The 25,843-nt window shown below is 64.6% G+C and carries 21 protein-coding genes and 2 tRNA genes; 13 read left to right on the forward strand and 10 right to left on the reverse strand.

The annotated features are described in order from the left end of the window. Positions 1-13: 13 nt before the first annotated feature. Genes H0E82_RS16085 through H0E82_RS16095 form a run of 3 tightly spaced genes read left to right on the forward strand, consistent with a single transcriptional unit; the run spans position 14 to position 5,834 of the window. Entirely contained in the window at positions 14-1,414 is a 1,401-nt protein-coding gene (locus tag H0E82_RS16085) for a restriction endonuclease subunit S (RefSeq protein ID WP_180546454.1), read from the forward strand. Beyond that, on the forward strand, positions 1,411-2,688 hold the full coding sequence (locus H0E82_RS16090) for an FRG domain-containing protein (RefSeq protein WP_180546455.1): 1,278 nt from the start codon (positions 1,411-1,413) through the stop codon (positions 2,686-2,688). Before H0E82_RS16085 ends, H0E82_RS16090 begins: the two co-directional genes overlap by 4 nt. Then, a complete protein-coding gene (locus H0E82_RS16095; RefSeq protein ID WP_180546456.1) occupies positions 2,685-5,834 on the forward strand; it encodes a type I restriction endonuclease subunit R in 3,150 nt (1,049 codons plus the stop codon). Before H0E82_RS16090 ends, H0E82_RS16095 begins: the two co-directional genes overlap by 4 nt. A gap of 895 nt (positions 5,835-6,729) precedes the next feature. On the opposite strand, the gene H0E82_RS16100 is transcribed toward H0E82_RS16095, so the two are convergent. From H0E82_RS16100 to H0E82_RS16120, 5 genes are all read right to left on the reverse strand, one after another. Then, complete coding sequence (locus H0E82_RS16100) at positions 6,730-7,359, reverse strand: energy transducer TonB (RefSeq protein WP_180546457.1); 630 nt, start codon at positions 7,357-7,359, stop codon at positions 6,730-6,732. A gap of 125 nt (positions 7,360-7,484) precedes the next feature. Continuing rightward, a complete protein-coding gene (gene exbD, locus H0E82_RS16105; RefSeq protein WP_180546458.1) occupies positions 7,485-7,910 on the reverse strand; it encodes a TonB system transport protein ExbD in 426 nt (141 codons plus the stop codon). A 1-nt stretch (position 7,911) separates the two neighbouring features. Next, the gene (gene exbB, locus H0E82_RS16110) at positions 7,912-8,607 is read right to left on the reverse strand and encodes a tonB-system energizer ExbB (RefSeq protein WP_235974342.1); all 696 of its coding nucleotides are present in this window, start codon (positions 8,605-8,607) and stop codon (positions 7,912-7,914) included. Positions 8,608-8,709: 102 nt separating this feature from the next. After that, complete coding sequence (locus H0E82_RS16115) at positions 8,710-11,580, reverse strand: TonB-dependent receptor (protein WP_180546459.1); 2,871 nt, start codon at positions 11,578-11,580, stop codon at positions 8,710-8,712. Between the two features lie 73 nt (positions 11,581-11,653). Continuing rightward, entirely contained in the window at positions 11,654-12,643 is a 990-nt protein-coding gene (locus tag H0E82_RS16120) for a hypothetical protein (RefSeq protein WP_180546460.1), read from the reverse strand. A 344-nt stretch (positions 12,644-12,987) separates the two neighbouring features. Here H0E82_RS16120 and H0E82_RS16125 point away from each other — a divergent pair, with 344 nt between their 5' ends. Beyond that, a complete protein-coding gene (locus tag H0E82_RS16125; RefSeq protein WP_180546461.1) occupies positions 12,988-14,049 on the forward strand; it encodes an SDR family oxidoreductase in 1,062 nt (353 codons plus the stop codon). A 189-nt stretch (positions 14,050-14,238) separates the two neighbouring features. Here the strand turns inward: H0E82_RS16125 and H0E82_RS16130 are convergent, their stop codons facing one another. Continuing rightward, positions 14,239-15,336: a branched-chain amino acid aminotransferase gene (locus tag H0E82_RS16130; RefSeq protein ID WP_180546462.1), complete on the reverse strand. Its 1,098-nt coding sequence runs from the start codon at positions 15,334-15,336 to the stop codon at positions 14,239-14,241. 361 nt (positions 15,337-15,697) lie between these two features. Here H0E82_RS16130 and H0E82_RS16135 point away from each other — a divergent pair, with 361 nt between their 5' ends. From H0E82_RS16135 to tadA, 4 genes are all read left to right on the forward strand, one after another. Next, entirely contained in the window at positions 15,698-15,892 is a 195-nt protein-coding gene (locus H0E82_RS16135) for a DUF2256 domain-containing protein (RefSeq protein ID WP_180546463.1), read from the forward strand. After that, entirely contained in the window at positions 15,885-17,465 is a 1,581-nt protein-coding gene (locus H0E82_RS16140; RefSeq protein ID WP_180546464.1) for a cryptochrome/photolyase family protein, read from the forward strand. The genes H0E82_RS16135 and H0E82_RS16140 overlap by 8 nt, the downstream gene beginning before the upstream one ends. A 73-nt stretch (positions 17,466-17,538) precedes the next feature. Then, a complete protein-coding gene (locus tag H0E82_RS16145) occupies positions 17,539-18,096 on the forward strand; it encodes an NADPH-dependent FMN reductase (protein WP_180546465.1) in 558 nt (185 codons plus the stop codon). 6 nt (positions 18,097-18,102) lie between these two features. Next, positions 18,103-18,603 carry a tRNA adenosine(34) deaminase TadA gene (tadA, locus tag H0E82_RS16150; protein WP_180546466.1) on the forward strand — a complete coding sequence of 167 codons (501 nt, stop codon included), beginning with the start codon at positions 18,103-18,105 and terminating at the stop codon, positions 18,601-18,603. A gap of 7 nt (positions 18,604-18,610) precedes the next feature. Here the strand turns inward: tadA and H0E82_RS16155 are convergent, their stop codons facing one another. Beyond that, complete coding sequence (locus H0E82_RS16155; RefSeq protein ID WP_235974343.1) at positions 18,611-19,078, reverse strand: DUF2721 domain-containing protein; 468 nt, start codon at positions 19,076-19,078, stop codon at positions 18,611-18,613. Between the two features lie 98 nt (positions 19,079-19,176). On the opposite strand from H0E82_RS16155, the gene orn reads away from it, so the two are divergent. Further along, positions 19,177-19,737 carry an oligoribonuclease gene (gene orn, locus H0E82_RS16160; protein ID WP_180546467.1) on the forward strand — a complete coding sequence of 187 codons (561 nt, stop codon included), beginning with the start codon at positions 19,177-19,179 and terminating at the stop codon, positions 19,735-19,737. Between the two features lie 10 nt (positions 19,738-19,747). On the opposite strand, the gene H0E82_RS16165 is transcribed toward orn, so the two are convergent. Together H0E82_RS16165 and ppsA are read right to left on the reverse strand one after the other, a co-directional pair. Then, entirely contained in the window at positions 19,748-20,632 is an 885-nt protein-coding gene (locus tag H0E82_RS16165) for a mechanosensitive ion channel domain-containing protein (RefSeq protein ID WP_180546468.1), read from the reverse strand. Between the two features lie 111 nt (positions 20,633-20,743). After that, entirely contained in the window at positions 20,744-23,125 is a 2,382-nt protein-coding gene (gene ppsA / locus H0E82_RS16170; RefSeq protein WP_180546469.1) for a phosphoenolpyruvate synthase, read from the reverse strand. 112 nt (positions 23,126-23,237) lie between these two features. On the opposite strand from ppsA, the gene ppsR reads away from it, so the two are divergent. The 4 genes from ppsR (at position 23,238) to H0E82_RS16190 (ending at position 24,931) form a co-directional block, all read left to right on the forward strand. Then, on the forward strand, positions 23,238-24,059 hold the full coding sequence (gene ppsR / locus H0E82_RS16175; RefSeq protein ID WP_180546470.1) for a posphoenolpyruvate synthetase regulatory kinase/phosphorylase PpsR: 822 nt from the start codon (positions 23,238-23,240) through the stop codon (positions 24,057-24,059). A 69-nt stretch (positions 24,060-24,128) separates the two neighbouring features. Then, positions 24,129-24,635, forward strand: a complete 507-nt coding sequence (locus H0E82_RS16180) for a DUF1249 domain-containing protein (protein ID WP_180546471.1) — start codon at positions 24,129-24,131, stop codon at positions 24,633-24,635. A 93-nt stretch (positions 24,636-24,728) separates the two neighbouring features. After that, positions 24,729-24,804, forward strand: a tRNA-Ala gene (locus H0E82_RS16185). Positions 24,805-24,855: 51 nt separating this feature from the next. Then, positions 24,856-24,931: transfer RNA gene (locus H0E82_RS16190), tRNA-Glu, on the forward strand. A gap of 463 nt (positions 24,932-25,394) precedes the next feature. Here the strand turns inward: H0E82_RS16190 and H0E82_RS17110 are convergent. After that, positions 25,395-25,808, reverse strand: coding sequence for a helix-turn-helix domain-containing protein (locus H0E82_RS17110; RefSeq protein WP_180546472.1), 414 nt, complete (start codon positions 25,806-25,808; stop codon positions 25,395-25,397). Positions 25,809-25,843: the final 35 nt, after the last annotated feature.

A 25,843-nucleotide genomic window follows, 5' to 3' on the forward strand; every position in this document is an offset into this window, starting at 1 on the left:
GCTGGAGCAACTAATGCTCTACGCCATCGGTGGAGGATGGGGAGATGAGCAGCCCGGAGCGGGGAAAGAATGCGTTGCGGTGATTCGCGGAACAGACATCCCAAAGTTGAGGATCGGCGATCACTCTTCTGTGCCGTTTCGCTATGAGTCTGAGTCGAAGGTCAGGAGTCGACTCCTACGAGTCGGGGATATTGTCATTGAAGTATCAGGTGGCAGCGCGGCAAGCGGCCAACATACAGGAAGAGCTCTTCTTGTAACTGGCGAGATTTTGCAGAGTCTGGGAGGCAAGGTCATTCCCGCAAGTTTTTGCCGTTTGTTGAGGCTTGACTCAAAGCAGGTTGATCCTGGTTTTATCGTCCTGCAAATTGAATCGCTTCACCAGTCCGGAGAAATAGCTGAATTTGAGAATCAATCGACTGGCATTGCAAATTTCCAGTTCAACCGATTCGTCGAAGAAGCGCATCCGATAATAAAAGAACTTGATTCACAGGAAACTATTGCTGAGTACATCTCCTCCTTTGATCGGCTGACCGCTCTTAACCGCCGCATCGACCAAACCCTCGAAGCCATCGCGCAAGCCATCTTCAAGTCCTGGTTTGTCGATTTCGACCCGGTCAGGGCCAAGATCGCGGCCATCGAACAAGGTCAGGAGCCGCTACGCGCGGCCATGCGTGCCATCAGCGGCAAGACCGACGCCGAACTCGACCAAATGCCCCGCGAGCAGCACGACCAACTGGCCGCCGCCGCCGCCCTGTTTCCGGATGCAATGGAGGAGTCGGAGTTGGGGGAGATTCCGAAAGGGTGGGAGGCCTCGACGATTGGCGAAATGGTGGAGATCGCCGGTGGTGCCACACCCGATACCAAAAATGAGTCCTACTGGAACCCACCAGAGCACTTCTGGACCTCTCCCAAAGACTTGTCTGGGGCGCAATCTCCAGTTCTATTAACGACAGAAAGAAGGATCAGCAGCGCAGGCTTGTCGCGCATTGGTTCTGGTTTGCTTCCCAAGGGAACGCTGCTGATGTCTTCGCGCGCCCCTATCGGATACTTGGCAATCACGCAAATACCGGTTGCGATCAATCAGGGGTACATCGCAATTCTGCCTGGCGGAAAATTGCCGCCTTTGTATTTTCTCATGTGGTGCCAAAAAAATATGGATCAAATCAAAGGTCAAGCGAATGGTTCTACCTTTATGGAAATCAGTAAGAAAGCATTTCGCCCCATGCCGGTGATCTATCCCGGATCGGATTTGACTGATAGCTTTGTTAAAGCCGTGACCCCTTTGTTTGAACAACTCGTTGCGAGAGTTAAAGAATCTTCCCGGCTAGCAGAAATACGCAATGCATTTCTTCCCAGGCTCCTTTATGGCGAATTGATTGTTCCTTCTGATCCCAGTGATGAGGAAAGTCAATGACTCAGCAAGAGAGCAGCTTCCCCGATAAGCAGCGAATTGATTATTTTAATAAAATTCCAGTCTGGGATAATGGAAATAAATACTTTGAAGTTATGGCTGACGAGCGTAGCGGCCGCATCCCTGTAACTCGATTAGAATCTTGGCGGGACTATACGGAATTACTGGAGAATTCTTTCTTTAATCGACCCGCAACGCAATTGATTTTTCGGGGTCAACGACGCTCTGACTGGAATTTGATGCCGACTTTAGGTCGTTTATCAGAAAATGGTATCGTAACTGAAAATCTGGCAGCAACTCAGCTTGAGCGATTCAAACGCGCGATTCGAGGTCGACTTAGCGATAACAGCCTCTTAGAAGAAGATGACGAGCTTTGGTCTATTGGCCAGCATCACGGCTTGATGACTCCTTTGCTTGACTGGACCTATTCCCCCTATGTCGCTTTGTTTTTCGCATTTGCCAAGCCTGACAGCAAAGATGAAGAAGAGAACCCGTATCGTGTCGTCTACGTGCTCAACAAGAGTTTTATTCTGGAGCATCAGGACGAGACAGGCATTCGGCTTTGGGAGCCACGCAAGGACAGTTACGGGAGGTTGGTTAATCAGGCTGGGCTGTTCACTTTCTCTCCGTACGACGCCACGATAGAAAACAAGCTGGCGAATGTCTTAGCGGACGATGAGGCTTTTGACGATGAGGAGTTGCGCTCCGCATCGGAGGAAGATCAGCCAGACTTACTGGCTCGATATATTTGCAAGATTTATGTACGTAATGAAGGTCGTGAAGCTTGCTTGCGCCACCTTCGGCGGATGAACGTGCACCATGCCAGTCTCTTTCCGGATCTGATCGGCGCATCTGATTATTGCAATATCACAACGGCCGAAGCGGAAGAGGAAGCTAGTCTTGCGCGAGCTGTAGAGCGTGAGCGCTTGACTTCCACTCAAGTTGATCAAGTGCTCCCTGTCCCAGCTGTTGATGTTGTGGAGGCTCCCATTATTGATACGGAGCAGACTTCATTCAACATTGATGCCATCTTGCGTGCGCACCCTGACGCGCAGCAAGTGGAACCAGGACGTATCGCTTTGATTGCTAGCGAGCTGTCCCACGATATTTCCAAACACCAAGTTGTGGATTGGGACAAGCGCGAAGACGCTCAGGCTCGAATGCGCAACGTTATCCGAGTCACGTTGCGGAAGAACGGCTATCCATCGCAACTACGCGACGAGGTGGTCGAACAAATCATGGATGCGGTGAAGCAGCAGGTAGCGGAGGGGAAATGATTACTGAACAACAACTCGAAGACCTCTGCATTGTATGGTTCGGGAGTCTCGGTTGGACGTACACACAGGGCCCTGATATTGCGCCCGACGGAGACCAACCTGCTCGCTCCGACTATCGTCAGGCCGTATTGCGCGAACGCTTGTTGGTCGCGCTCCTCCGCATCAACCCGCGCATCCCCGCTGCGGCGCTAGAGCAGGCGGCACACGAGCTTCTGACGGTCAGCGAGCCGTTGCTGATTGCACGAAACCGTCATGTGCATCGACTGCTGCTGGCTGGCATTCCGGTCGAGTTCTCCATAGGCGACGAAAAGCGCACCGACCTAGTCAACCTGATCGACTTCGCCAACCCACGCAACAACGACTTCGTGTTGGTCAGCCAGTTCACCGTTGCCGGCACCAAGCAGCCGCGCCGTCCGGATTTGGTGGCTTTCGTCAACGGCCTGCCGCTGGCGGTGATCGAGCTGAAGAACCCAGCCAACGAGCAGACCGACAGCTGGGATGCCTTCAACCAGATCCAGACCTACAAGGAAGAGATCGGCGACCTGTTCAACACCAATGTGGCGGTGGTGGTCAGCGACGGTTTCACGGCGCGGTTGGGGTCGCTTACGGCTAATCAGGAGCGCATGCAGCCCTGGCGGGCAATCGCTAATGAAAACGACCGACCGCTGCTGGAGTTCGAACTAGAGACGCTGGTGCGCGGGTTCTTCGCACCTACGCTGTTTCTCGATTACGTGCGCCACTTCGTGCTGTTCGAACAGGATGCCGACCACATCGTCAAGAAGATCGCGGGCTACCACCAGTTCCATGCGGTGCGCGAGGCGGTGAAGGCCACGGTGATCGCCGCCAGCAGTCCGAACAAAGGCGTGCTGGAAGTGCAGGAGCCGCGTGCCACCTATGGCAAGGAAGTGCGGCCCGGCAGCCGCAAGGCTGGCGTGGTGTGGCATACGCAAGGCTCGGGCAAGAGCATCACCATGGCCTGCTACGCGGGCAAGCTGTTGCAGCAGCCGGAGATGAAAAACCCCACGCTGCTGGTGGTGACCGACCGCAACGATCTGGACGGGCAGTTGTTTGGCACGTTCTGCGCCGCCGAAGACCTGCTGCGGCAGACGCCGGTGCAGGCTGGCAGCCGCGAGGAACTGCGCGAGATGCTGGCTTCGCGCGAGGCTGGCGGCATCATCTTCACCACGGTGCAGAAGTTTGCCCTGTTGGACGATGAGAAACAGCACCCGCTGCTGTCGGATCGCAGCAATATCGTGGTGATTTCCGACGAGGCGCACCGCAGCCAGTACGGCATGAAAGGGCGACTGGATACCAAGACCGGCAAGTACGTATTTGGCTACGCCAAGCACATGCGCGACGCGCTGGCCAACGCCACCTTCATTGGTTTCACCGGCACCCCCATCGCCCTGGAAGACAAAGACACGAGGGCGGTGTTCGGCGATTACGTCAGCATCTACGACATTCAGGACGCGGTGGACGATGGCGCCACGGTACCGATATTCTACGAAAGCCGCCTGGCCAAGCTGGACGTGAACCAGGCCGAGATCGACGCACTCAATGCCCAAGTAGATGAGGTCATCGAGGACGAGGAAGACATCACTGCCCGCGAGAAGACCAAGAGCGACTGGGCTGCGCTGACCAAGCTGGTCGGCGCGCAGCCGCGTTTGGAACAGGTGGCTGCCGACTTGGTGCAGCACTTCGAGACGCGCACGGCCACGCTGGAAGGTAAGGCGATGATCGTGTGCATGAGCCGTGACATTTGCGCCGAGCTGTACAACGCCACCGTCGCCCTGCGCCCGGACTGGCACGATGCCGACCCGGAGAAGGGCGCAATCAAGGTAGTGATGACCGGCTCGGCAGCGGACAAGCCCTTGCTGCAGCCGCACCTATACAGCCAGCAGGTGAAGAAACGCCTGGAAAAGCGCTTCAAAGACCCGGCAGACCCGTTGAAGCTGGTGATCGTGCGCGACATGTGGCTGACTGGCTTCGACGCGCCCTGCTGCCACACCATGTATGTAGACAAGCCCATGAAGGGCCACAACCTGATGCAGGCCATTGCCCGCGTCAACCGGGTGTTCCGCAACAAGCCCGGTGGATTGGTGGTGGATTACATCGGCATTGCCAACGAACTGAAAGCGGCGCTCAAGACCTACACCGAATCCAAGGGCAAGGGCGACCCTGCGCACAACGCGGCCGAGGCTCTAGCTGTGCTGCTGGAGAAGCTGGACATCTTGCACGGGCTAATGCATGGCTTCGACTACAGCGGGTTTGAAACCAAAGCGATGCAGCTGCTGGTGCCGGTGGCCAACCATATCCTGGGCTTGAAGGACGGCAAGCAGCGTTTTCTCGACGCAATGCTGTCCGTGAGCAAGGCGTTTTCCCTGTGCAGCACGCTTGATGAAGCGGCCACCCTGCGCACCGAGATTGCCTTCTTTGCCGCCGTCAAGGCTGCTATCGTCAAGTTCACCACGGTGGACCGCAAACGTTCAGACGCGGACAAAAACAGCGCGCTTAAGCAGATTCTGGACAACGCAATCGTGGCCGATGGCGTGGCGGACATCTTCGCTCTGGCGGGCCTGGACAGGCCCAACATCGGCCTGCTGTCGGACGAATTCTTGGAAGATGTGCGCAGCATGCCGGCTCGCAACTTGGCGGTGGAGTTGCTGGAAAAGCTGCTGCGCGACGAGATCAAGGCCCGCGCGCGAAACAATGTTGTGCAGGAGAAGAAGTACGGTGACCGCCTGCTGGAAGCACTGCGCAAGTACCACAACCGTGCGATAGAGACGGCGCAGGTAATCGAAGAGTTGATCCAGATGGCCAAGGACTTTCAGGCTGCGCTGGAGCGTGAAGCGGCGCTAGGACTGAATCCGGACGAGATCGCCTTTTACGATGCGCTGGCTAACAATGAAAGCGCGGTGCGGGAACTAGGTGACGACACTCTCAAGAAGATCGCCGTCGAGATCACCGAAAAGCTTCGCAGCAGCACGACGGTAGATTGGCGGGTACGAGAGAGTGTGCGCGCCAAGCTACGAATTCTGGTGCGGCGTACGTTACAACGTTGGAAGTATCCGCCTGACAAACAATCTGATGCTGTGGAGCTAGTTTTGAAGCAGGCTGAAACACTCTCCGAGGTATGGTCGAAGTAGTTTTGCAATTCTCACAGAGCACCGATTTTACCTGGCGAAATAAGGTGAGCTTAGGTTCTCGAGAGTAAATCTGACGGGCTGACGGCACATGCCCTTACAGCTATTGTTTTGTGCGCCAGTCTACGATGTGGTCGTTGTCACGGCCATTTCACCTATCAACACTGTGGGGACGAGGGCTAGAATCCTCACCAAAGCGCCGACGACCAAAGCCCCGCTAGCGGGGCTTTGTTTTAACGAGGGATTGGCGTCCCGAATCTAGACGAGCAAAAGCGCTGATCGGTTACGATGCCCAGCGCTTTACAGGGTTCAGCAATTTTCGGACCTGGCTGCCAGCCATGGCGGATGGTGCGCGGGGCCTTTGGGCCGCCGGCCCTAGATCCGGTACGCCAACCCGCACCGTCCGCCACCTAGTTCAACGAGGCGGCTTGTTCGCCACTAGGAGACTGCCATGCCGCATGCTGGCTCAAGCGCCTCTCTTATGCCTGTGGATCGCGAAGTGCATTTCGCGTTCGGGGAACATTTTTTTTTTGTGCCTCCGCTTCGGTCATTGTGGCCGAACGGTGCCTCCCTGCGGCCTTCGCGATGGCGCTGCACGCAAAGTACATGCCGACTTCCCCATCCCGCGCGGTGACCGGGTAGGGCATATCCGTTGTGCGACATCATTCAAGGCGGAGAGGGAGTTCCGCTTTTGCCGAGGGCATTGAGCGAGATCTCGCGATTTTCACTCATTAACGGGTTGCATCGTCGCCATGGCAAGTCGAATGCTCCGAAGACTTCGTGTCGAAGATGCTGCCACTTTGCTGCGGCGAGTAAGGAGCTGCTACCGAATGCGCTGCCGAGCCGTGTCAGAAGCTATCGGTTCCAGGTTCATTTCCGAATCGTCAACGCCGCTCGGTCAACGCGCCAGATAGAACTCCACGGGCACGACGACTGTCTCGATGCCGCCCGCCCCAGGCTCGGGCGGGGGCGGGACCGGCGACGCGCGCCGCACCGTCTCCAGCGCTTCAGTGTCGAGCAGTGCGTTCCCACTGCTTCTGGCAACGACGGGGCCGGACACTTGGCCGAGCGGATCGACCTCGAAGCGCACATAGCTGACGCCCTGTTCGTTGCGCCGCTCGGCCAGACGGGGATAGCGGCGGTGCCGCTTGAGGTGCGCCAACAGCGCGCCGTGCCAGCTTTCAACTGATGCCTGACGATCGCCCGACATGTCGCGAGGGGCGGCCATGGTCTCGTGCACACGCGCGTCGACGCTGGGTGGGGCCGTGGCCTCGGCCGCATCGCGTGCCGGTTCGCGTGAGGCCGTCGCTGACGCCGGCTGTTGCGCCCGGTCGGTGACGGCTGGGTTGTCCAGAGCCACACGTTCGACCAGTGGCGTGGGTGCAGGAGGTGTTTCGGCAGGCTCCGGGCTCGGGGCGGGCGCAGGGCGCGGCTCGGACTGGGCTTGCACCGGGCCAGGCGCCAGGTCGCGCGGTGGGGCAGGCGGCGCGTGTGGCGCGGGCGCGAGTTCGACGAGCAGCGCATCCATGGCGGTCTCCGCTGCCGTGGGGCTGGCCTGGTGCACAGCCAGCGAGGCAGCGAGCACCAGCCCGTGCAGTGCGAGCGCGGCGAGGAAGTACCGCGTCCATTGCGGGCGGCCACGTGTGCCCGGGTTCATCCGGGCGGACGCTCCACCCCGACCAGGGCGACCTTCGTATAGCCCGCGTCGCGCAGGGCGTTCATCGTTTCCATCAGTTCGCCGTAGGCGACGCTGCGGTCGGCGCGCAGGAACAGCCTTTCGTCGCGATCGCCGCCGGTCAATGCATTGAGCGTGGGGCCGATGGCCGCGCGCGCCACGGGCTGTTCGTTGACCGAGATGCGCAGGTCGGCCTGTACGGTGATGAACAGCGGCTCGCGTTCTCGGGGCTGTGGTGGTGCGGCATTCGCCGGCAGTTCGACGGGCAGGTCCACGGTGGCCAGCGGCGCGGCCACCATGAAGATGATCAGCAGCACCAGCATCACGTCGATGAAGGGCGTGACATTGATCTCGTGCAGCGCGTCGAGGTCGTCCGCGTCGTCGGCGGCGGTCCGGATGGCCATGTCAGCGGTCCTGTGCGGCGCGATCGAGATCACGCGATACCAGTTGCTGAAGCGCGGCGGAGAGATCGCCCATGGCGCCGCGCACGCTGGCCAACACGCGGGCGAAATGGTTGTAGACGATGACGGCCGGAATGGCCGCCACCAGGCCCAGTGCGGTCGCCAGCAGCGCTTCCGCGATGCCGGGCGCCACCACCGCCAGATTGGTGGTGCCCGATTCCGCGATCCCGACGAAGCTGTTCATGATGCCCCACACGGTGCCGAACAAGCCGATGAAGGGCGCGGTGGCACCGATCGTCGCGAGCACGCCCATGCCGGTGCGGAGCTCACGGACATGCGCCAGCTCCAGTCGCTCCAGCCGCGACTGGACCCGCTCGCGAATGCCCGCGTGCGACTCGATGCCGGCGGAGAGCTGGAGCTCGTGGCGCGCCGCATCGAAGAGATCGCGCGCGATGCCGTGCGGCATCGACGGTGTGTCGGCCAGATCCAGCAGTCGCTGCGATTGCCCGGCGTCCTTGCCCGCGTCGACCAGGGCGCGGCGCACGCGCGCCAGCTCGCGCGATTTGGCCAGCATGACCGTCCACGTCAACACCGAGGCCAGCAGCAGGATGACCATGACCGCCTTCACCACGAGGTCGGCCTGCAGGAACATGGCCCAGGGGGTCAGGCCGTGCGCGGTGAGGGTGGCGGCTGATGTCATGACGGATCGATCGTGTGCGGGAAGGAATTGCCGAAGGGCGGTTTCGTGCGTCGCGCCTCCGGACGGCAGACCATCCGGAGGCGCAGGTTCAGTGACCGCGCGTCAGAAGCGATAGCCGAGTTCGAGCTGGAAATGGCGGCCCAGTTCGAATTCCTCGTAGCCGCCTGCCCAGTCGTCCATGTGTGTCGCGACGTTGCGACGGTTGAGCACGTTGGTGACGTCGAGGTTCGCGAACAGTGTTTCCTGCTTCACACCGATGGTGTTCTGCCAGGCAAAACGCAGATCCCAGGTCATCGTGGTACCGAAGTCGCGCGGCGCATAGATGCTGATCTGTCTGCCGTCAAATTCCGTGGTTGCGCCAGTGTCACGCGCGGCGGTGTAGTCGCCCCGCCAGCTCAGGAAGCTGCCCACTGTGAGGTTCAGGGCGGGAATCATGGTCTGCGTCACAATGCGCGCCGTCCATGGGCGCGCGAAGTTCTCCACAGGTCGTTCGTTGTAACGGATCACCTGGCCCCTGTACTCGATGAGGAAGTTGTCGCCGAAACGCGCACCTTCAGGATCGACGTGGGAGCGATAGACGTCCGTCCAGTTCGCGATGAACCGCGCATTTGTGTTGGTGCCGCCAAGCTCGAACGTTTGTAACGGCTGTACCGCCAGCGACACGCTGTCGGTATCGCTGTGGCCGATGTTCTCGTAGGCGTAGTGGAAGGTCTGGCGGACGGTGGGGTCGGCGACCGGGCCGCCACGGCGGACAGTGACGACCTGGTCTCGGCCCTTGCGCTTCACGTATTTGAGGTCGAACGCCGTGTCCCAGGCGATCTGGCGGAAGCCCAAGGTCCACTCGTCGTCATAGGGCACGTCGAGGTTGTTGAGCACGGTCGAGTTGAGGGCGGCCGGAATCGGATCCCGCCAAACCAGGTCCGGTCCGCGCGACATGGTGTACTCGAGCGATTCACGGCCCACGCGCAACGCGCGATCAAAGATATTGCGGCCGTAGTAGCGGTTGATGCCGGCAGTCAGCTGGCTCCCGCCGTCCTCGGCGAAGTCGTACTCGAATGCGACGCGCGGCGCCACCGTCGTGGTGTCGGTGTAGTCGTCGCCATCAACGCGCAGGCCCGCCCGGATGCGGGCGCGTCCGAGGCGCATGTCGTCTTCAGCCCAGAGGGTCCACGCGTTCTGCTCGACATCGAAGCGCCCGGCTTCGTAAAGCCAGACCTGATTTGCGTATTGCCCATCGCCCGGTCGGAAACCGGCCGCGGCCGCAATTCTCCACCCAGGAAAGGTGACCGGAGAGGTCGAGCAATGCCGGGTATCAGCAATTCCATTGGCATCGATACAGGTGCGCGTGGGCCGCAGCGCACCGATGCCGTGGTCGGTGAACTGCTGTTTACGCTGATAGAACGCCTTGGTTTGCGACAGGCCCATACCGACCGCAAAACGGTGCGCGCCGCCGAACATGTCGACCGGCGCCCATTCGAACTTGCCCTGATAACCGACGCTCTCCTGCTCCTGGTGCAGATCGCCGAACGTGCCGTACAGCGCGAGCCCACCCGGAGTCGGCTGACCCCAGCTGATCTCTGGCGAATGCCACCAGCGGGCAAACCAGCCCGGGCCACCGGTGCGCGAATGCTCCAGCGACGACCAGTTGAGCTTGTGTGTCTGCACCACACGATCGCCTTCGAACATCGCGGTGACGCCGACGTTGCTGCCGCCTTCCTCCATGACGAACTCGCCGTCGAGCGCATTGCGGTTGAAGTACTCGCCCTGTTGCGGCTCATGAGTGACTACCGCTTCGAGCATGAATCGGTCGGTCGGCGCCCACACGCCCTTGACGAAGTAATTGTCGATCCGGCGGAACACGTTGGTGAACGTCGGCAGCGTGGCGCCGGCATCCTCCATCGACTGGTTGAGCCTTCGCTGGTTGTAGATATCGGAGTGCTTGCGGGTAAAGCTGCCCAGCAAGCCGAAGGTATCGGTGAGATGGCCTTCAAGGTTTACGCGCCACGTGGTGGTATCGAACTCCGGCTGGTTGCGCACATAGCCGTCGGCAATGGCCGGCGTGTTGAAGAACTCGCTCTTCTTCCAGTCGTCAAGGTGATACTGGGCCCATGCACTGCGTGTATGAGTTGTCGAAAGACTGCCGTGCAGCTCCTGGCTGGGTATCCGGGTGATCGCATCCACCACGCCGCCGTTGAAGCCGCCGTACTCGGCTGGCACATTGCTGTCGTACACGTCGACACGTTCGACCAGGCTGACATCCAACGCGATGCCCTGGCTGGAGTTGCCGTGCAGTTCGGTTGATGAAGAATTGACAGACTGGAACTGACGGTTGGCGGGGTTAATGTCGTTGTTGACCGACATGCCATCGATCGTGAACAGGTTCTGCCAGAACGCGGCGCCATGAATGCTGATGTCTGCGGGCTTCAGATCGCCTGGCCGGTTGCTGGTACTCGCCCCACCATCAAGCTGGACCGCGGGGTTGAGCCTCAAGAGGCTTGTGATCTGGCCATGGCTGGCGGGAATGGACTGCAGGTCGCGCTGGTCATATGCGGTCCTGCCCTGGAAGCTCGGGTTGTCGCCACCGACGCCTTCGACAGACAGCGGGGCGGTCACAGAGCCGGCAGCAACGCCGTCGATCTGTGTCGGGACCAGACGATAGCGTCCGTCCGCCCCCGCGACGGCGCGCCAGCCGGTACCGCGCAGCAGTCGGGAGAGCGCGACATCGCTGTCGAACGACCCTCGAACGGCAGACGAGCGACCTTGCAGATCCGCTGGCGTCGCGACCTGACGCCCGGACTGGCGGCTGTACATCTCGAGCGCGACACCCAGCGGGTGCTCGCCGATGTCGAAGGGGCGCACGTCCGGGGTCGTCTGCTGGGCGAGCACCAGAGAGGGCAGCGCGGCGGAAAGCGAAGTTGCGATCGCGCTCGCGAGCAGCAAGGTCCGCGCTCGGCGGCGGGGGCTGTAGGACATGGGAACTCCAGGATGGGGCGTGTCATACGAACCGGGCGCGTGCGCGCCCGGTTCCAGGTGGGGTGGGGTCGGGCTAGAGCGCGGCGGCGGAGGGGTCGCAGTGGTCGTCGCTGGGACAGAACCAGTCGCGCACCAGGGCCGCCGCGCCCGGCTTGCCCTCGCCGATGTACTGCGCGCGGCGCGCCTTGTAGGCGCCGAGAATGCGGGCTGCCCGCGCCTTCAGCGCACCGTCGGCTGCGGTCTCGTCGGCGCCCTTCGCGACTGCGTAGGTGAACTGGCCCGTGTCGCGCTGGAACGTGGGAATGGCGCGGAAATCGCGCACGACGAATGTGCCCGTGACGTCTTGCGACGTGGCCGCTGTGGCGAAGAAATGCACCGCGTCGTCGGGATAGCCGAACAGATAGCCGTAGCCGGCGAACCGCGTCGCGTCGCGGGAGTACTCGATGGTGTTGACGATCTCCACCGGGCTGGTGGAGGCGGTGAATCCCCAGCGGGAGAAGAACGGCGCCTTGTCGACCATCAACCGGCGCACGCTCGGAAGCGCGAACACCACCGCATGGAGCGTACGTTCGCCGCCTCGCGCGTTCGCGTAATGCACCAGGTCCGCGTGGATCTGTCCGCCGCAGCGCCAGGTGGCGAGGATGGTGCGTACGTCCTCGATCTCCTGGAGCGCGGCAATGCGCGCCTGCACTGCGCGCGCGGTCTCGAGATCGGTGCGGGCGGTCGCATCGAGGCGCGAGAGGTCGGCATCGGCATGGTCGTCGAGGACGCGTTGCGCCTGCTCGGCCGCCATGTCCGGAGCGCTCATCGCGACCTGGGCACCGAAGAATCCCGCGCTCATCGGCTTGAGGCCCGTGGCCAGCGTGTAGAGATGCTCGCTGTCCAGCGCGTCCAGAAGCAGCGCTTCGGATCTGGCCTGCAGCGCGGGCGACAGCGTGCCCGCATCGAAGCACGCGGATTTCTGCGTCGGCTGTGCAGACGTCGGGCCGGATACAAGCAGAGCGAGCAATGCGAGCACGAGAAGCAGCCGGGACGTCGGTCCGGCGGACGCGGCAGGAAGCATCGGGTTACCTGGGGAATGGGGGGGGGCGGCGCTGCAGGCGCTTCGGAACTCGGCTGCCTGGCGCTGATCGCGGTCGTTCCAGCGATTGAACGCTATGTTATGACATAACATATCAGTCGGCTAGTGGTTCGGCGGATTCAGGACGCGTCCGTTGCGTCTCCCCACCGTTCTGCGCCGGCAGGCGGAAGCTGAGTTCACACCGGACTCCGCGCTCCAACAGATCGTTCTGATGCTGTCCGCGGCCCTGCACCCTGTAGGGGTTATGGTGACGCTCCGCGGTTGCTGCACCGCGCTCGCGTGAGCGTCGGACGGATAGCCGCTCACCTCCCAACGGGAACCTGACGATGAGCCGAAATGCATTGGTGGTAGGCGCCAGCGGCATCGTAGGCAGTGCGACGGCAGATCTGCTGCTGTCCGAAGGCTGGACCGTCTACGGATTGTCCCGGCGCCCCGGCCCGATGGCAGGCGTTCGTCCGGTCTCGGCCGACCTGCAGAATCGTGCATCGACTGCTGCGGCGCTTGCGGATATCCGGCCCGATGCGGTGTTCGTCACCACGTGGCTGCGTCAGAACACCGAGGCCGAGAACATCCGCGTCAACGGTGCGATGGTCCGCAACCTGCTCGATGGGCTTCGGCCGGGCGGGAGCACGCGGCATGTCGCGCTGGTGACCGGGCTCAAGCACTACCTCGGGCCGTTCGAGGCCTATGGACAGGGCACGCTGCCGCAGACACCGTTTCGCGAGGAGCAGGGCCGGCTCGATGTCGAGAACTTCTATTACGCCCAGGAGGACGAAGTGTTCGCCGCGGCTGGACGCGACGGGTTCTCGTGGAGCGTGCATCGACCGCACACGGTCATCGGCATGGCCGTGGGCAATGCGATGAACATGGGGACGACGCTGGCCGCCTTCGCGACGCTCTGCCGGGAGACCGGACGCCCGTTCCGTTTTCCGGGCTCGGCAGTGCAGTGGAACGGGCTTACCGACATGACGGATGCAGGTCTGCTGGCCCGCCACCTGCTGTGGGCGGCAACGACACCCGACGCCCGGAACGAAGCCTTCAACGTCGTCAATGGCGATGTGTTTCGTTGGCAGTGGATGTGGAGCCGAATTGCGACCTGGTTCGGGTTGGAGCCGGCGCCCTTCGACGGCGTCGTGCGTCCGCTGCAGGACCAGATGGCGGGCGACGCAGCCCTGTGGCGAAAGATCGCGGAACGCGAAGGCCTGGCGGAACCTCATCTGGATCGCATCTCGTCACCCTGGCACACCGATGCCGACCTGGGCCGGCCGATCGAGGTCGTGACCGATATGGGCAAGAGTCGACGGCTCGGCTTCACCGCTTATCAGCCAACCGAAGACGCCTTCCATGCGCTGTTCGCGAAATTGCGGGCGGCGCGGCTAATCCCGTGAGTCGACGAACGTGATGTGAGATGCAGCGTGGTCCGAGGGGTCGGCAGTAGGGAATAACAGTTCCCGGTTCACTTTCTGCCCGCCGCCATCCCGACTCGCTATAGCGGTGTGAGGTTCGGTTCCTTCTCGTCACTCGCGACGACAACAGCCGGCGTTGCGGGCCGTCTGATTTTGGCTTGAGGCCTTTGCTCAGACCAAACGCGACAACCACCCGTGCCGGTCCGGCGCGCGGCCGTACTGGATGTCGAGCAGGTCCCTGCGGATCGCCATGGTCACCTCGCCCGGCGGCGCGTCCGCATCGCCCACGCTGAAATCGTGGCCCTTGAGCACGCCGATCGGCGAGATGCTGGCGGCGGTGCCGCAGGCGAAGACCTCGGCGATCTCGCCCGAGCGCACGCCTTCGATCCACTCGCCGATCTCGACGCGGCGTTCGGTCACGGTGTGGCCGCGGTCGCGCAGCAGCTGGATCACGCTGTCGCGGGTGATGCCTTCGAGGATGCTGCCGGTGAGTGCGGGCGTGATCACGCCGCCGTCCTTCTGCACCAGGAACACGTTCATGCCGCCCAGTTCTTCGACGTAGGTGTTCGTTTCCGCATCGAGGAACAGCACCTGGGCGCAGTCGTTGGCGACGGCCTCGCGCTGCGGCAGCAGCGAGGCGGCGTAGTTGCCGCCGCACTTGGCCGAACCGGTACCGCCGCGCCCGGCGCGGGCGTAGTCCCGCGAGAGCCAGATCGACACCGGCTTGATGCCGCCCTTGAAGTAGGCGCCCGCGGGGCTCGCGATCACGTAGTAGGCCACGCGACGCGCCGGGCGCACGCCGAGGAAATCCTCGTTGGCGATCATGAAGGGCCGGATGTACAGGCTGGATTCGCCGCCGCCCGGCACCCAGTCCTGGTCGGTGCGCACCAGCTGGCGGATCGATTCGACGAACAGGTCCACCGGCAGTTCCGGCAGTGCCATGCGGCGCGCGGAATGCTGCATGCGCCGGCCGTTGGCGTCGGGACGGAAGGTCCAGATGGAGCCGTCGGCATGACGGAAGGCCTTCATGCCTTCGAAAATCTCCTGCCCGTAATGCAGCACGGCAGCGGCCGGCGAGAACGTCAGCGGGCCGAAGGGGCGGACGTGCGCATCGTGCCAGCCCGCGTCGACGGTCCAGTCGATGGCCACCATGTGGTCGGTGAAGTGGGTGCCGAAGCCGGGATCGGCGAGGATCGCTTCGCGGTCGGCCTGCTGGCGCGCCTGCGGCGAGGGGACGATGCGGAACGTGTGGATCGGCTCGGTGGTCATGCGGCGCGGCTCGGATGTGGACGGCGTGGACGCTGCGCGGCGCGGCCGTATGCACGGCGACGCCCGCGTCGAATGGAGGTGGATGGTACCGGCGATGCCGTCCAGCGTCGCCTGCCGCCCGCGTGACGTGCGCCGCAGGCGCGTCCAGCCGCGACGTCAGCGGATCGCGCTGCAGAACGCCCGACGTGCAGGCGTGGGGGGATGATGCGGTCCAGGCCTGGGCCGGGCAGCGAGCTGGCGCGAGGTGACGCTCAGACGGCGTGCCGCGAAGACCGCCAGCGGCCCGTCTCGAGGCGCGCGACGCGCTGCGGTCATCGTGTGCATCATGGTGACCTCTTTCGACCAGCCACGCGGCCCGAGCATGGCGCCTCCACGCAATCGCGAATTCGCAGGCAACAAGTCCTATCTGCCGAGCAAGCCCTGCGCGGTCTGTGGCCGCACGATGACCTGGCGCCGGGCGTGGGCCAAGACCTGGGACGCGGTGCGCTACTGCTCCGAGCGCTGCCGTCGCAACAGGGGCGCGGTCGGGGCGGCCGGCGCCGCACGCGATGACTGAGGGCGCGGTCCGCCATCTGGTCGTCGTGCTCGGCGACCAGCTCGACCCGTTGGGGGCCGCCTTCGACGGCTGCGATCCGGCGCGCGATGCGATCTGGATGGCGGAGGTCGCCGAGGAATCCACCCACGTCTGGTCGACGAAGATGCGCACCGCGCTGTTCCTGAGTGCGATGCGGCACTTCGCACAGGAACGGCGTGCGGACGGGTGGACGGTGCATTACCGGGCACTCGACGATGCGGACAATCGCGGCGCGCTGGGCGCGGAACTGGTCGCGGCGCTCACGCATCTCCAGCCGCAGACCGTCCGGCTGACCGCACCCGGTGACTGGCGCGTGCTGCAGGCGCTTCGGGATGCCGCGACGGCAGCGGGGGTGCCCCTGGAGATCGAACCGGACCGGCACTTCTACAGCGACGTGCGCGCGTTCGCGGCCTGGGCGCGCATGCAGCCGGAGTTGCGGCTGGAGAACTTCTACCGCCATCTGCGTCGCCAGCACCGCGTGCTGATGGACGGCGAAGCGCCTGTGGGCGGTCGCTGGAACTTCGACACCGAGAACCGCGCGCCGTTCGACGTGCAGGGGCCGGGGGCGATTCCGCCACCGCCGCAGGTGGAACCGGATGCGATCACGCGCGAGGTGCTCGAACTGGTGCGTACGCGTTTCGCCGACCATCCCGGCGGGCTGGACCACTTCGCCTGGCCGGTCACCCGGGCGCAGGCGCTGCATGCGCTGGCGCGCTTCGTCGACGAGCGCCTGCCGGCCTTCGGCCGCTGGCAGGATGCGCTGTGGCCCGAGGCGCCGTGGCTGTGGCACTCGCAGCTCGCGTCTGCGTTGAACCTCAAGCTGCTGCGCCCGCGCGAGGTGGTCGACGCCGTGGAGGCCGCGTGGCGCGCGGGACGCGTGCCGCTGGCGGCGGCGGAGGGCTACATCCGCCAGATCCTCGGCTGGCGCGAATACGTGCGCGGGGTCTACTGGACGCGGATGCCGCGCTACGCGGAGTCGAATGCGTTGCAGGCCACCGGCGATCTGCCCGGCTTCTACTGGACCGGCGATGCGCCGATGCCGTGTCTGGCCGACGCGCTGCGCCAGACGCTCGACCTCGGTTACGCCCACCATATCCAGCGGCTGATGGTCATCGGCCTGTACGCGCAGCTGCTGGGCGTGGCGCCGGCGCAGGTGCACCGCTGGTTCCTGGCCGTGTACGTGGATGCGGTGGAGTGGGTGGAGATGCCCAACGTGCTCGGCATGAGCCAGTACGCCGACGGCGGCCTGATGTCGAGCAAGCCCTACATCGCCAGCGGGCGCTACATCGAGCGCATGAGCGCGGGCAGCTATTGTCGGCGGTGTCCGTTCGATCCCGGGCTGCGCACCGGGCCGCAGGCCTGTCCGTACACGCGCCTGTACTGGGATTTCATGCTGCGCCACCAAGCGCTGCTGGACGCCAACCCGCGCACGCGGAGGCAGGTGCGTGCGCTGGAACGCCTGGATGCGGCCGAGCGCGCGACGATCCGGCAGGAGGCGGAACAGTGGCGCGCCGGGCCCTGGCACCGCCGCGTCGCACCCGAGGCGCCGGCGTGACGTCGTCGGTCTGCGGTACAGTCGCCGCGGGCGGCGGCGTGGTGTCGCGCGCCACGGCCTGCGGACCTTCTCGATGCCCCGGATTCTCGGTATCTCCGGCAGCCTGCGCGCTGCGTCGTACAACACCGGCCTGCTGCGCGCGGCGCAGGAGACGGCGGGCGAGGGCGTGACGATCGATGTGGCCACGCTGCACGGCATCCCGCTCTACGACGGCGACGTGGAAGCGCGCGACGGGAGTCCTGAGGCCGTCGAGGCGCTGAAGGCGCGGGTGCTCGGCAGCGACGGCCTGCTGCTGGTCACGCCCGAGTACAACAACGGCATCCCGGGCGTGTTCAAGAACGCGATCGACTGGCTGTCGCGTCCCGGCAGCGGCATTCCCGCGCTGTTCGGCGACCGGCCCGTCGCGGTCATCGGCGCATCACCGGGCGGCTTCGGCACGATCCTCGCGCAGAACGCCTGGCTGCCGGTGCTGCGCACGCTGGGCTGCCGGCACTGGGCCGGCGGTCGCCTGCTGGTCTCGCGCGCCGGGCAGGCCTTCGATGCCGACGGCACGCTGCAGGATGAAAAGGTCCGCGGGCAGCTGGCGGCGTTCGTGGCCGCGTATGCCGCGGACATCCGGGCGTCGCGCTGAGCCGTCATGTCGTCGTTGCCGATCGCGCCGCCGTCGCCGGACATCGAACGTGCCTGGATGCAACGTGCGCTGGCGCTGGCCGAGCGCGCGATGCGCGAGGACGACGAGATACCGGTCGGCGCGCTGGTGGTCGATGCGTCGGGCACCGTGATCGGCGAGGGCTGGAACCGCAACATCGCCGAGCACGATCCGAGTGCGCACGCCGAGATCGTGGCGATGCGTCATGCGGGGCGCGTGCTCGGCAACCATCGGCTGGTCGGCTGCACGCTGGTGGTGACGCTGGAGCCGTGCGCGATGTGCGCGATGGCGATGGTGCATGCGCGGATCGCCCGTGTCGTGTTCGGTGCGCACGACCCCAAGACCGGTGCGGCGGGCAGTGTGTTCGACCTGCTCGGCGATCCGCGGCACAACCATCGGGTCGAGGTCAGCGGCGGTGTGCTCGCCGAGCTCGCCGGGCCGATGCTGACCAATTATTTTCGACGCAAGCGCGGCCTGCCGCCGCGCTGACGTTCGCCTAGATCAGCGGGCTGCGCCGGTTGGCGCGACGGTGCGCGTCGTCCATTTCCTCGTTGACCGCGCGCACCGCCATCGAGGCCTCGCGTGCCAGCAGCAGGCTGGACGCGAACAGCGCCAGCACGCCCAGAGCGGCCAGCAGGGTGGGTGCGGCGCCGAAGCGGTGATCCAGGACCGCGTCGCCGGCGACGGTCAGGCTGGTACCGACGAAGCAGCTGATCGCCACGTACAGCAGCTGGCTGCCACGCAGGATGATCCGGCTGCGCCGACGCTGCAGCGCGATGCGGTCTTCGAGGATGCGCCGATCGTCGGGCTCGTGCCCCTCGTCGTCGGCGAGCTCGCGCAGCAGCGCGCGGGTGCGGTCGATCACCCGTGCCAGGCGTGCATTGGCCGAGGCCAGCAGCGCGGCCGTGGCGGTCAGGAAGAAGGCGGGCGCGAGCATCGCGGTGAGGATGGTGTAGTGGGTCATGGCGGGACTTGCGAGCATCTGTGAAGGGAGCACGGCGGACCAGGCGTCGGGAGCGGCTGGGCTATCATGCGCCGTCATTTCCACGAACGCGAACGACCATGACCGATACGCTCGACGATGGCAGGCTGATCTGGATCGACCTGGAGATGACCGGGCTCGACACCGACCACGACCAGATCCTCGAGATCGCGACGGTGGTGACCGACGCCCAGCTCAACGTCGTGGCCGAAGGCCCGGAACTGGCGATCGCGCATGCGCTCGACACGCTGGAAGCGATGGACGACTGGAACCGCAGCCAGCACACACGCTCGGGCTTGTGGCGGCGTTCGCTGGAGGAGGGCGTCGGCCTTGCCGAGGCGGAGGCGCGGACGTTGGAGTTCCTGGCGAAGTGGGTGGCGCCGAAGCGCTCGCCGATGTGCGGCAATTCCATCTGCCAGGATCGTCGCTTCCTGCACCGGCAGATGCCCGCACTCGAAAAGTTCTTCCACTACCGCAACCTGGACGTTTCGACGCTGAAGGAACTCGCGCGCCGCTGGGCGCCGCAGGTGCTCGGTGGATTCACCAAGCACGCGGCGCATACGGCGCTCAGCGACGTCCGCGATTCGATCGACGAACTGCGCCATTACCGCCGTTCGATGGGGCCGCTGTCCGGCCTCTGAGCCGCGACGCTCAGGCGGCGGCGTCGTTCGACGCCGCGGGTGCCGTGCGGGGCGCGGCGGACAGGGAGGCGCGCTGGCCGTCGCCGTCGTAGAGATAGAGATGCGTGTCGCGCTGCGGATAGGGGATGTTGATTCTGGCGGCATCGAACGCGGTCTTGATCCGCTCCAGCAGTGTGGTCTTGGTGCCGAACCAGTCCGACGCCTTGACGAAGCAGCGGATGCCGAGATTCACCGCATTGTCGCCGAGCTCGTACACGACCACATCGGCGCCGGGTTCCTCGAGCACGCGCGGGTCGCTCCGGACCTGGTCTAGCGCCACCTTGCGTGCCAGATCGATGTCGTCGCCGTAGCCGATGCCGATCACGAGTTCGACCCGGCGGATGCCCTGGATCGTGAGATTGGTGATCACCGACGTGGTGATGAGATTGTTGGGAATGGTGTGCAGCTGTTTGTCAGGCCCTTCGATCACACTCTGGAAGATGCGCACCTCGCGCACCGTGCCGGTCTGGCCCGCTGCGGTGATCACATCGCCCACCTTGAACGGACGCAGGGTGACCAGCATCACCCCGGCCGCGATATTGGACAGTGAATCCTTCAGCGCCAGGCCGATCGCGAGACCCGCCGTGCCGATCACCGCGAGCAGAGGCGCGGTCTGCACGCCGAGCGTACCGAGCGCGGCCACCACGACAATTACGACCGCGGCGATGTAGGCGACGTTGCGCAGGAAATTGCCGAGCATCGGATCGAAGCCGAACCGGCTCAGCGCCGGCGGCACCATCGCGGTGAGCCTGCGCGACAGCCACAGGCCCACCAGCAGCACTGCGGCGGCCTTGAGCAGCGTGGGGCCCCACAGCACCAGCAGCTGGTTCCAGTGCACGTTTCCGAGTTCAAACACGTGAGACCCTCCTGAGCGCCACGACGCGTGCGCGAAAAACACGAAGCCCCGCCGGAGCGGGGCTTCGGAGACGCGTCAGCTTCGCCGACGCGACATTAAGCGCACGTCATCTCAGGATGCGGACGCGGCCTTCGACTTCGCGAGACGCAGCCAGGTGTCGACCACCGTGTCGGGATTGAGCGAGACCGACTCGATGCCCTCGTCCATCAGCCACTGCGCGAGATCGGGATGGTCCGACGGGCCCTGGCCACAGATGCCGACGTACTTGCCCTTGGCGCGCGCGGCCTTGATCGCCATCGACAACAGCTTCTTCACCGCCGGGTCGCGTTCGTCGAACAGATGCGCGACCACCGACGAATCCCGGTCCAGACCGAGCGTGAGCTGGGTGAGATCGTTGGAGCCGATCGAGAAGCCGTCGAAGATCTCGAGAAATTCATCTGCCATCAACGCGTTGGACGGCACCTCGCACATCATGATGATCTTCAGGCCGGCTTCGCCCTGCTTGAGGCCATTGGCCTCGAGCACCTCGACCACCTTGCGGCCCTCGTCCAGCGTGCGCACGAACGGGATCATGACCCAGAGATTGTCGAGGCCCATTTCGTTGCGGACCTTGAGCACCGCCTTGCACTCCAGCGCGAACGCGTCGGAGAACGACGGATCGACATAGCGGCTGGCGCCGCGGAAGCCGATCATCGGGTTCTCTTCTTCGGGCTCGTAGCGCGCGCCGCCGATGAGGTTGGCGTACTCGTTGGACTTGAAGTCCGACAGGCGCACGATCACCGGATGCGGCGCGACCGACGCGGTGAGGGTGGCGATGCCCTCGGCCAGACGGTCGACGTAGAAGCTCACCGGGTCGGCGTAGCCGCGGGTCTTCTCGTCGATCTTCGCCTTGATCGCCGCATCCTGCTTCGCGTATTCCAGCAAGGCGTTGGGATGCACGCCGATATGCGCGGCGATGATCATCTCCAGGCGCGCCAGGCCGATACCGGCATTGGGCAGCTGGCCGAAGTCGAAGGCGCGCTCGGGGTTGGCGACGTTCATCATGATCTTGAGCGGCGCTTCGGGCATCGACGACAGATCGGTGGTGATGCGCTCGAACTCGAGGATGCCGTCGTAGATGTAGCCGGTATCGCCCTCCGAGCAGCTCACGGTGACGTCCTTGCCGTCCTCGATCAGGTCGAGCGCATTGCCGGTGCCCACGACCGCCGGCACACCCAGCTCGCGCGCGATGATCGCGGCATGGCAGGTGCGGCCGCCGCGGTTGGTGACGATGGCCGACGCACGCTTCATCACCGGCTCCCAGTCGGGGTCGGTCATGTCGGCGACCAGCACGTCGCCGGGCTGCACGCGGTTCATGTCGTCGAGCGAACGCACCACGCGTGCGACGCCGGCGCCGATCTTCTGGCCGATCGCGCGGCCTTCGGCCACCACGTCGCCACGGGCGCCGAGGTGGAAGCGCTCCATCTGCGTGGCCTTCGCGCGCGACTTCACCGTTTCCGGGCGCGCCTGCACCACGAACAGCTTGCCGCTCACGCCGTCCTTGGCCCATTCGATATCCATCGGACGGCCGTAATGCGATTCGATCGTGAGCGCCTGGCGCGCGAGCTCGTGCACGTCCTCGTCGCTGATCGAGAAGGTGTTGCGCTGCGCTTCGGGCGTGTCCTCGGTGCGCACGCGTTCGCCGGGCACGTCCGAATAGACCATGCGCAGCTGCTTGCTGCCGATCGAGCGACGCAGGATCGCCGGCTTGCCGGCCTTGAGCGTCGGCTTGTAGACGTAGAACTCGTCCGGATTCACGGCGCCCTGGACCACCATCTCGCCCAGACCGAAGCTCGAGGTGATGAAGACCACGTCGCGGAAACCGGACTCGGTGTCGAGCGTGAACAACACGCCCGAGGCGCCGACGTCCGAGCGGACCATCAGCTGCACGCCGGCCGACAGGAACACGTCCTCGTGCTTGAAGCCGTGGTGCACGCGGTAGGCGATGGCGCGATCGTTGTACAGCGAGGCGAATACTTCCTTGACCTTGACCACCACATCCTCGTCGCCGGTGACGTTGAGGAAGGTTTCCTGCTGGCCGGCGAACGACGCGTCGGGCAGGTCTTCGGCGGTGGCCGACGAGCGCACTGCGACCGCGATGTCACCGCCGCCGTTTTCCGACGCGAGCGTCTGGTAGGCGGTGCGGATGTCGGCATCCAGGTCCGGCTGCAGCGGCGCCTCGATCACCCAGCTGCGGATCTCGCGTCCGGCGGCGGTCAACGCGCCGACGTCCTCCACGTCGAGCATGGCGAGCCGGTCGAAGATGCGCTGGTGCAGGTTGTTGTGCGCGATGAACGCCTTGAATGCATCGGCCGTGGTGGCGAACCCGCCGGGGACCGAAACGCCGAGCTTGGCGAGGTTGCCAATCATTTCGCCGAGGGACGAATTCTTGCCGCCGACCTGGGCCAGATCGGTCAGGCGAAGGTCGTGCAGCCACAGGATGTTCGCGCTCAAGTGAGACTCCGTGTCGCGTGGATCGTGGGGAGTGACCGGGCAGGCCCGGTGTGGAACGGGTATTTTAGCCTTCCGGGCGCAAAGGGCGCTCACGCCGCTCGCCGGAGTCCGCATGTCCGCCACGCGTCCCGTGTTCTACGTCTCCGATGGCACCGGTATCACTGCCGAGACCATCGGCCACAGCCTGCTCACCCAGTTCAGTGGAACGCAGTTCAGCACCAACCGCATTCCGTTCGTCGACAGCGTCGAGCGCGCGCGCGAGGTGGCCGCGCTGATCCGCGCGCGCGGCGAGGCGATGGGCGTGCGACCCATCGTGGTCAGCTCCTGCGTGGACCAGGATCTCGCCCAGGCGCTGGGCGAGAGCGGGGCGCTGGTGCTGGACGTGTTCGCTCCCTTCATCGAACCACTTGAGCGCGAACTGCTGGAGTCACGCGAATCCCGGGTCGGGCGCGCGCACGGGATGGTGGATTTCGATACCTACCACCGCCGCATCAATGCGATGAACTTCGCGCTGACCCACGACGACGGCATGTCCGTGAACTACGACGAGGCCGACGTCGTGCTGGTGGCGGTGTCGCGCGCGGGCAAGACGCCCACCTGCATCTACCTCGCCCTGCACCACGGGGTGCGCGCCGCGAACTATCCGCTCACCGAGGAAGACCTCGAGCACGACCGGCTGCCGCCCCGGCTGCGCGCGCACCGCGCCAAGCTCTACGGCCTGACGATCGACCCGGTCCGCCTGGCGCAGATCCGCCAGGAACGCCGCCCGAACTCGCGCTACGCCAAGCTCGAAACCTGCCGGCACGAGGTCGCTGCGGCCGAGGCGTTGTTCCGCGCTGAGCGCATTCCGCTGCTCAGCACCACCCATACCTCGATCGAGGAAATCTCGAGCAAGGTGATGTCCACGCTGGGTATCGAACGGGTGATGTACTGAATCGCGCGCATCCTCGCAGGCGCTGGTGAAGTGCAGCCGGATTCACTGCGCCGCGTGTAGCATCCAGGCATGCAGAACGTCATCAATCGCCGTCCCCGCCTGCCCGCACTGGGCCGTTTCGGCTGGTTGATGGCGCTGTACGCCGAGAACCACACCCGCCTGACCCAGCTCTTCGAGCCGGCCGGCCTCGAGCCAGGCAGCTACCTGTCGGCACCGCCGGGCGTACTCGCCGTGCGACTGGAGGTCCTGGCCCGCCACGCCTATACCAGCGAGCTCAGGCTGAGTTACACGATGGTGGATCCGGCCACCGGCGAGCCCGATCCGTCGGCGTATCTTCGTCTGTACCGGGATGCGGGGCAGGTGGAGGCCACGCATTGTTATGTCGGCCGTCGATGGCAGGACGTGATCGGCATGTTTCCGCCGCCGGCGGAAGTGGTCGACCACCGCATGCGCATGAACACCTTTCTCGGCAAGTGGCTGCAGTACCTGCGCGACCAGGGCCACGGGGTTGCAAGTCTGCAGCGAAATCCGGATGATGCGCGGCTCGATCGCGACGAGGCCGGCGCCACCGGCTGACACGTTCCACGGAACGGACGGCGCGAGCGGGGAACGCAGAAGCGGTGTTGACGTTGTTGCAGGCCGACACTACACTTTCGCGCTCCCGATCGTGGGGCCATAGCTCAGCTGGGAGAGCGCCTGCATGGCATGCAGGAGGTCGGCGGTTCGATCCCGCCTGGCTCCACCACAATTTGTCTGTCGATCAAAGGCCGATCGTCAGAATGATGCAGGTTTCTGCGTCCCCATCGTCTAGAGGCCTAGGACACCACCCTTTCACGGTGGACACCGGGGTTCGAATCCCCGTGGGGACGCCACTTTTCGAGCACGACGGACAACTCGCGAGAGGTGTCCGTTTTTGCTTGCGCGGGTTGGTGGCTGTCGCGTGCCCCGGACCGCATGTCCTGCACGCCCACCGCGCTTCCTGCAGGCCGGCTCGTGCGTCCGTATGCGTTCAAGGCGGGCCCGCGCTTTCGTAGACGCGGCATCGGACCTTTGCTGCACGGCCTGACCGTACTGCGCATGATTCGCCGGAACGCGCCCGCATCCGCCGCATCGCACGGGGCGTGCGATGACTGCGTCCGGCGGTCCGCCGCGAGCGGCCTGCCTGCGACCGTGGGGCACGCCTCTGCATGCGTCGCGGTCGCGCCGGTTGCGGTTCCTTTGCTGCGACGTCCTCGAGGTGTGTGCTTCCCGGCGACCGATGCAGTGCGCCCGACGGACGTGGCGGTCCGCAGCACCGGGACTCGGGGCCGGTGCGTGGGTGGCACGCGTGTGGGGTCAGACCGGCAGGGGCGCCTGCTCCCGACGCCTTGACTGCAGGCGCCACTGCGCCGGCGACATGCCGAAGCGCGCGTGGAAGGCACGCTGGAACTGCCGCTCCGACTCGAAGCCCAGGTCGTAGAGCAGCCAGGTGATGCTTCGATCGGGTTCGTCGCGGAGGCGGCGACGGGCGGCCAGCAGCCGGCGTTCCCGGATGTAGCGGGAAACCCCGCCCAATGGCTGGAACATGCGGTAGAGCGTCGGCCGGGAGACGTGGAAGGCCGCCTGCAACAGCGTGCAGCCCAGGCCCGGGTCTTCGAGGCGGTCGTCGATGCAGCGCAGAATGCGGGCGACCCGGGGGTCCCCTTCGATCGCCTCGCGCACCGGGCCCGCCACCGCACCGTCCGAGCCCGGATATCCGATCAGTTCCATGTCGTACTCCCCCTGAGTCCTTGCCCTTGGCGGTT

The sequence above is a fragment of the Luteimonas deserti genome (genome assembly GCF_013425765.1).
GTDB lineage: Bacteria > Pseudomonadota > Gammaproteobacteria > Xanthomonadales > Xanthomonadaceae > Luteimonas > Luteimonas deserti.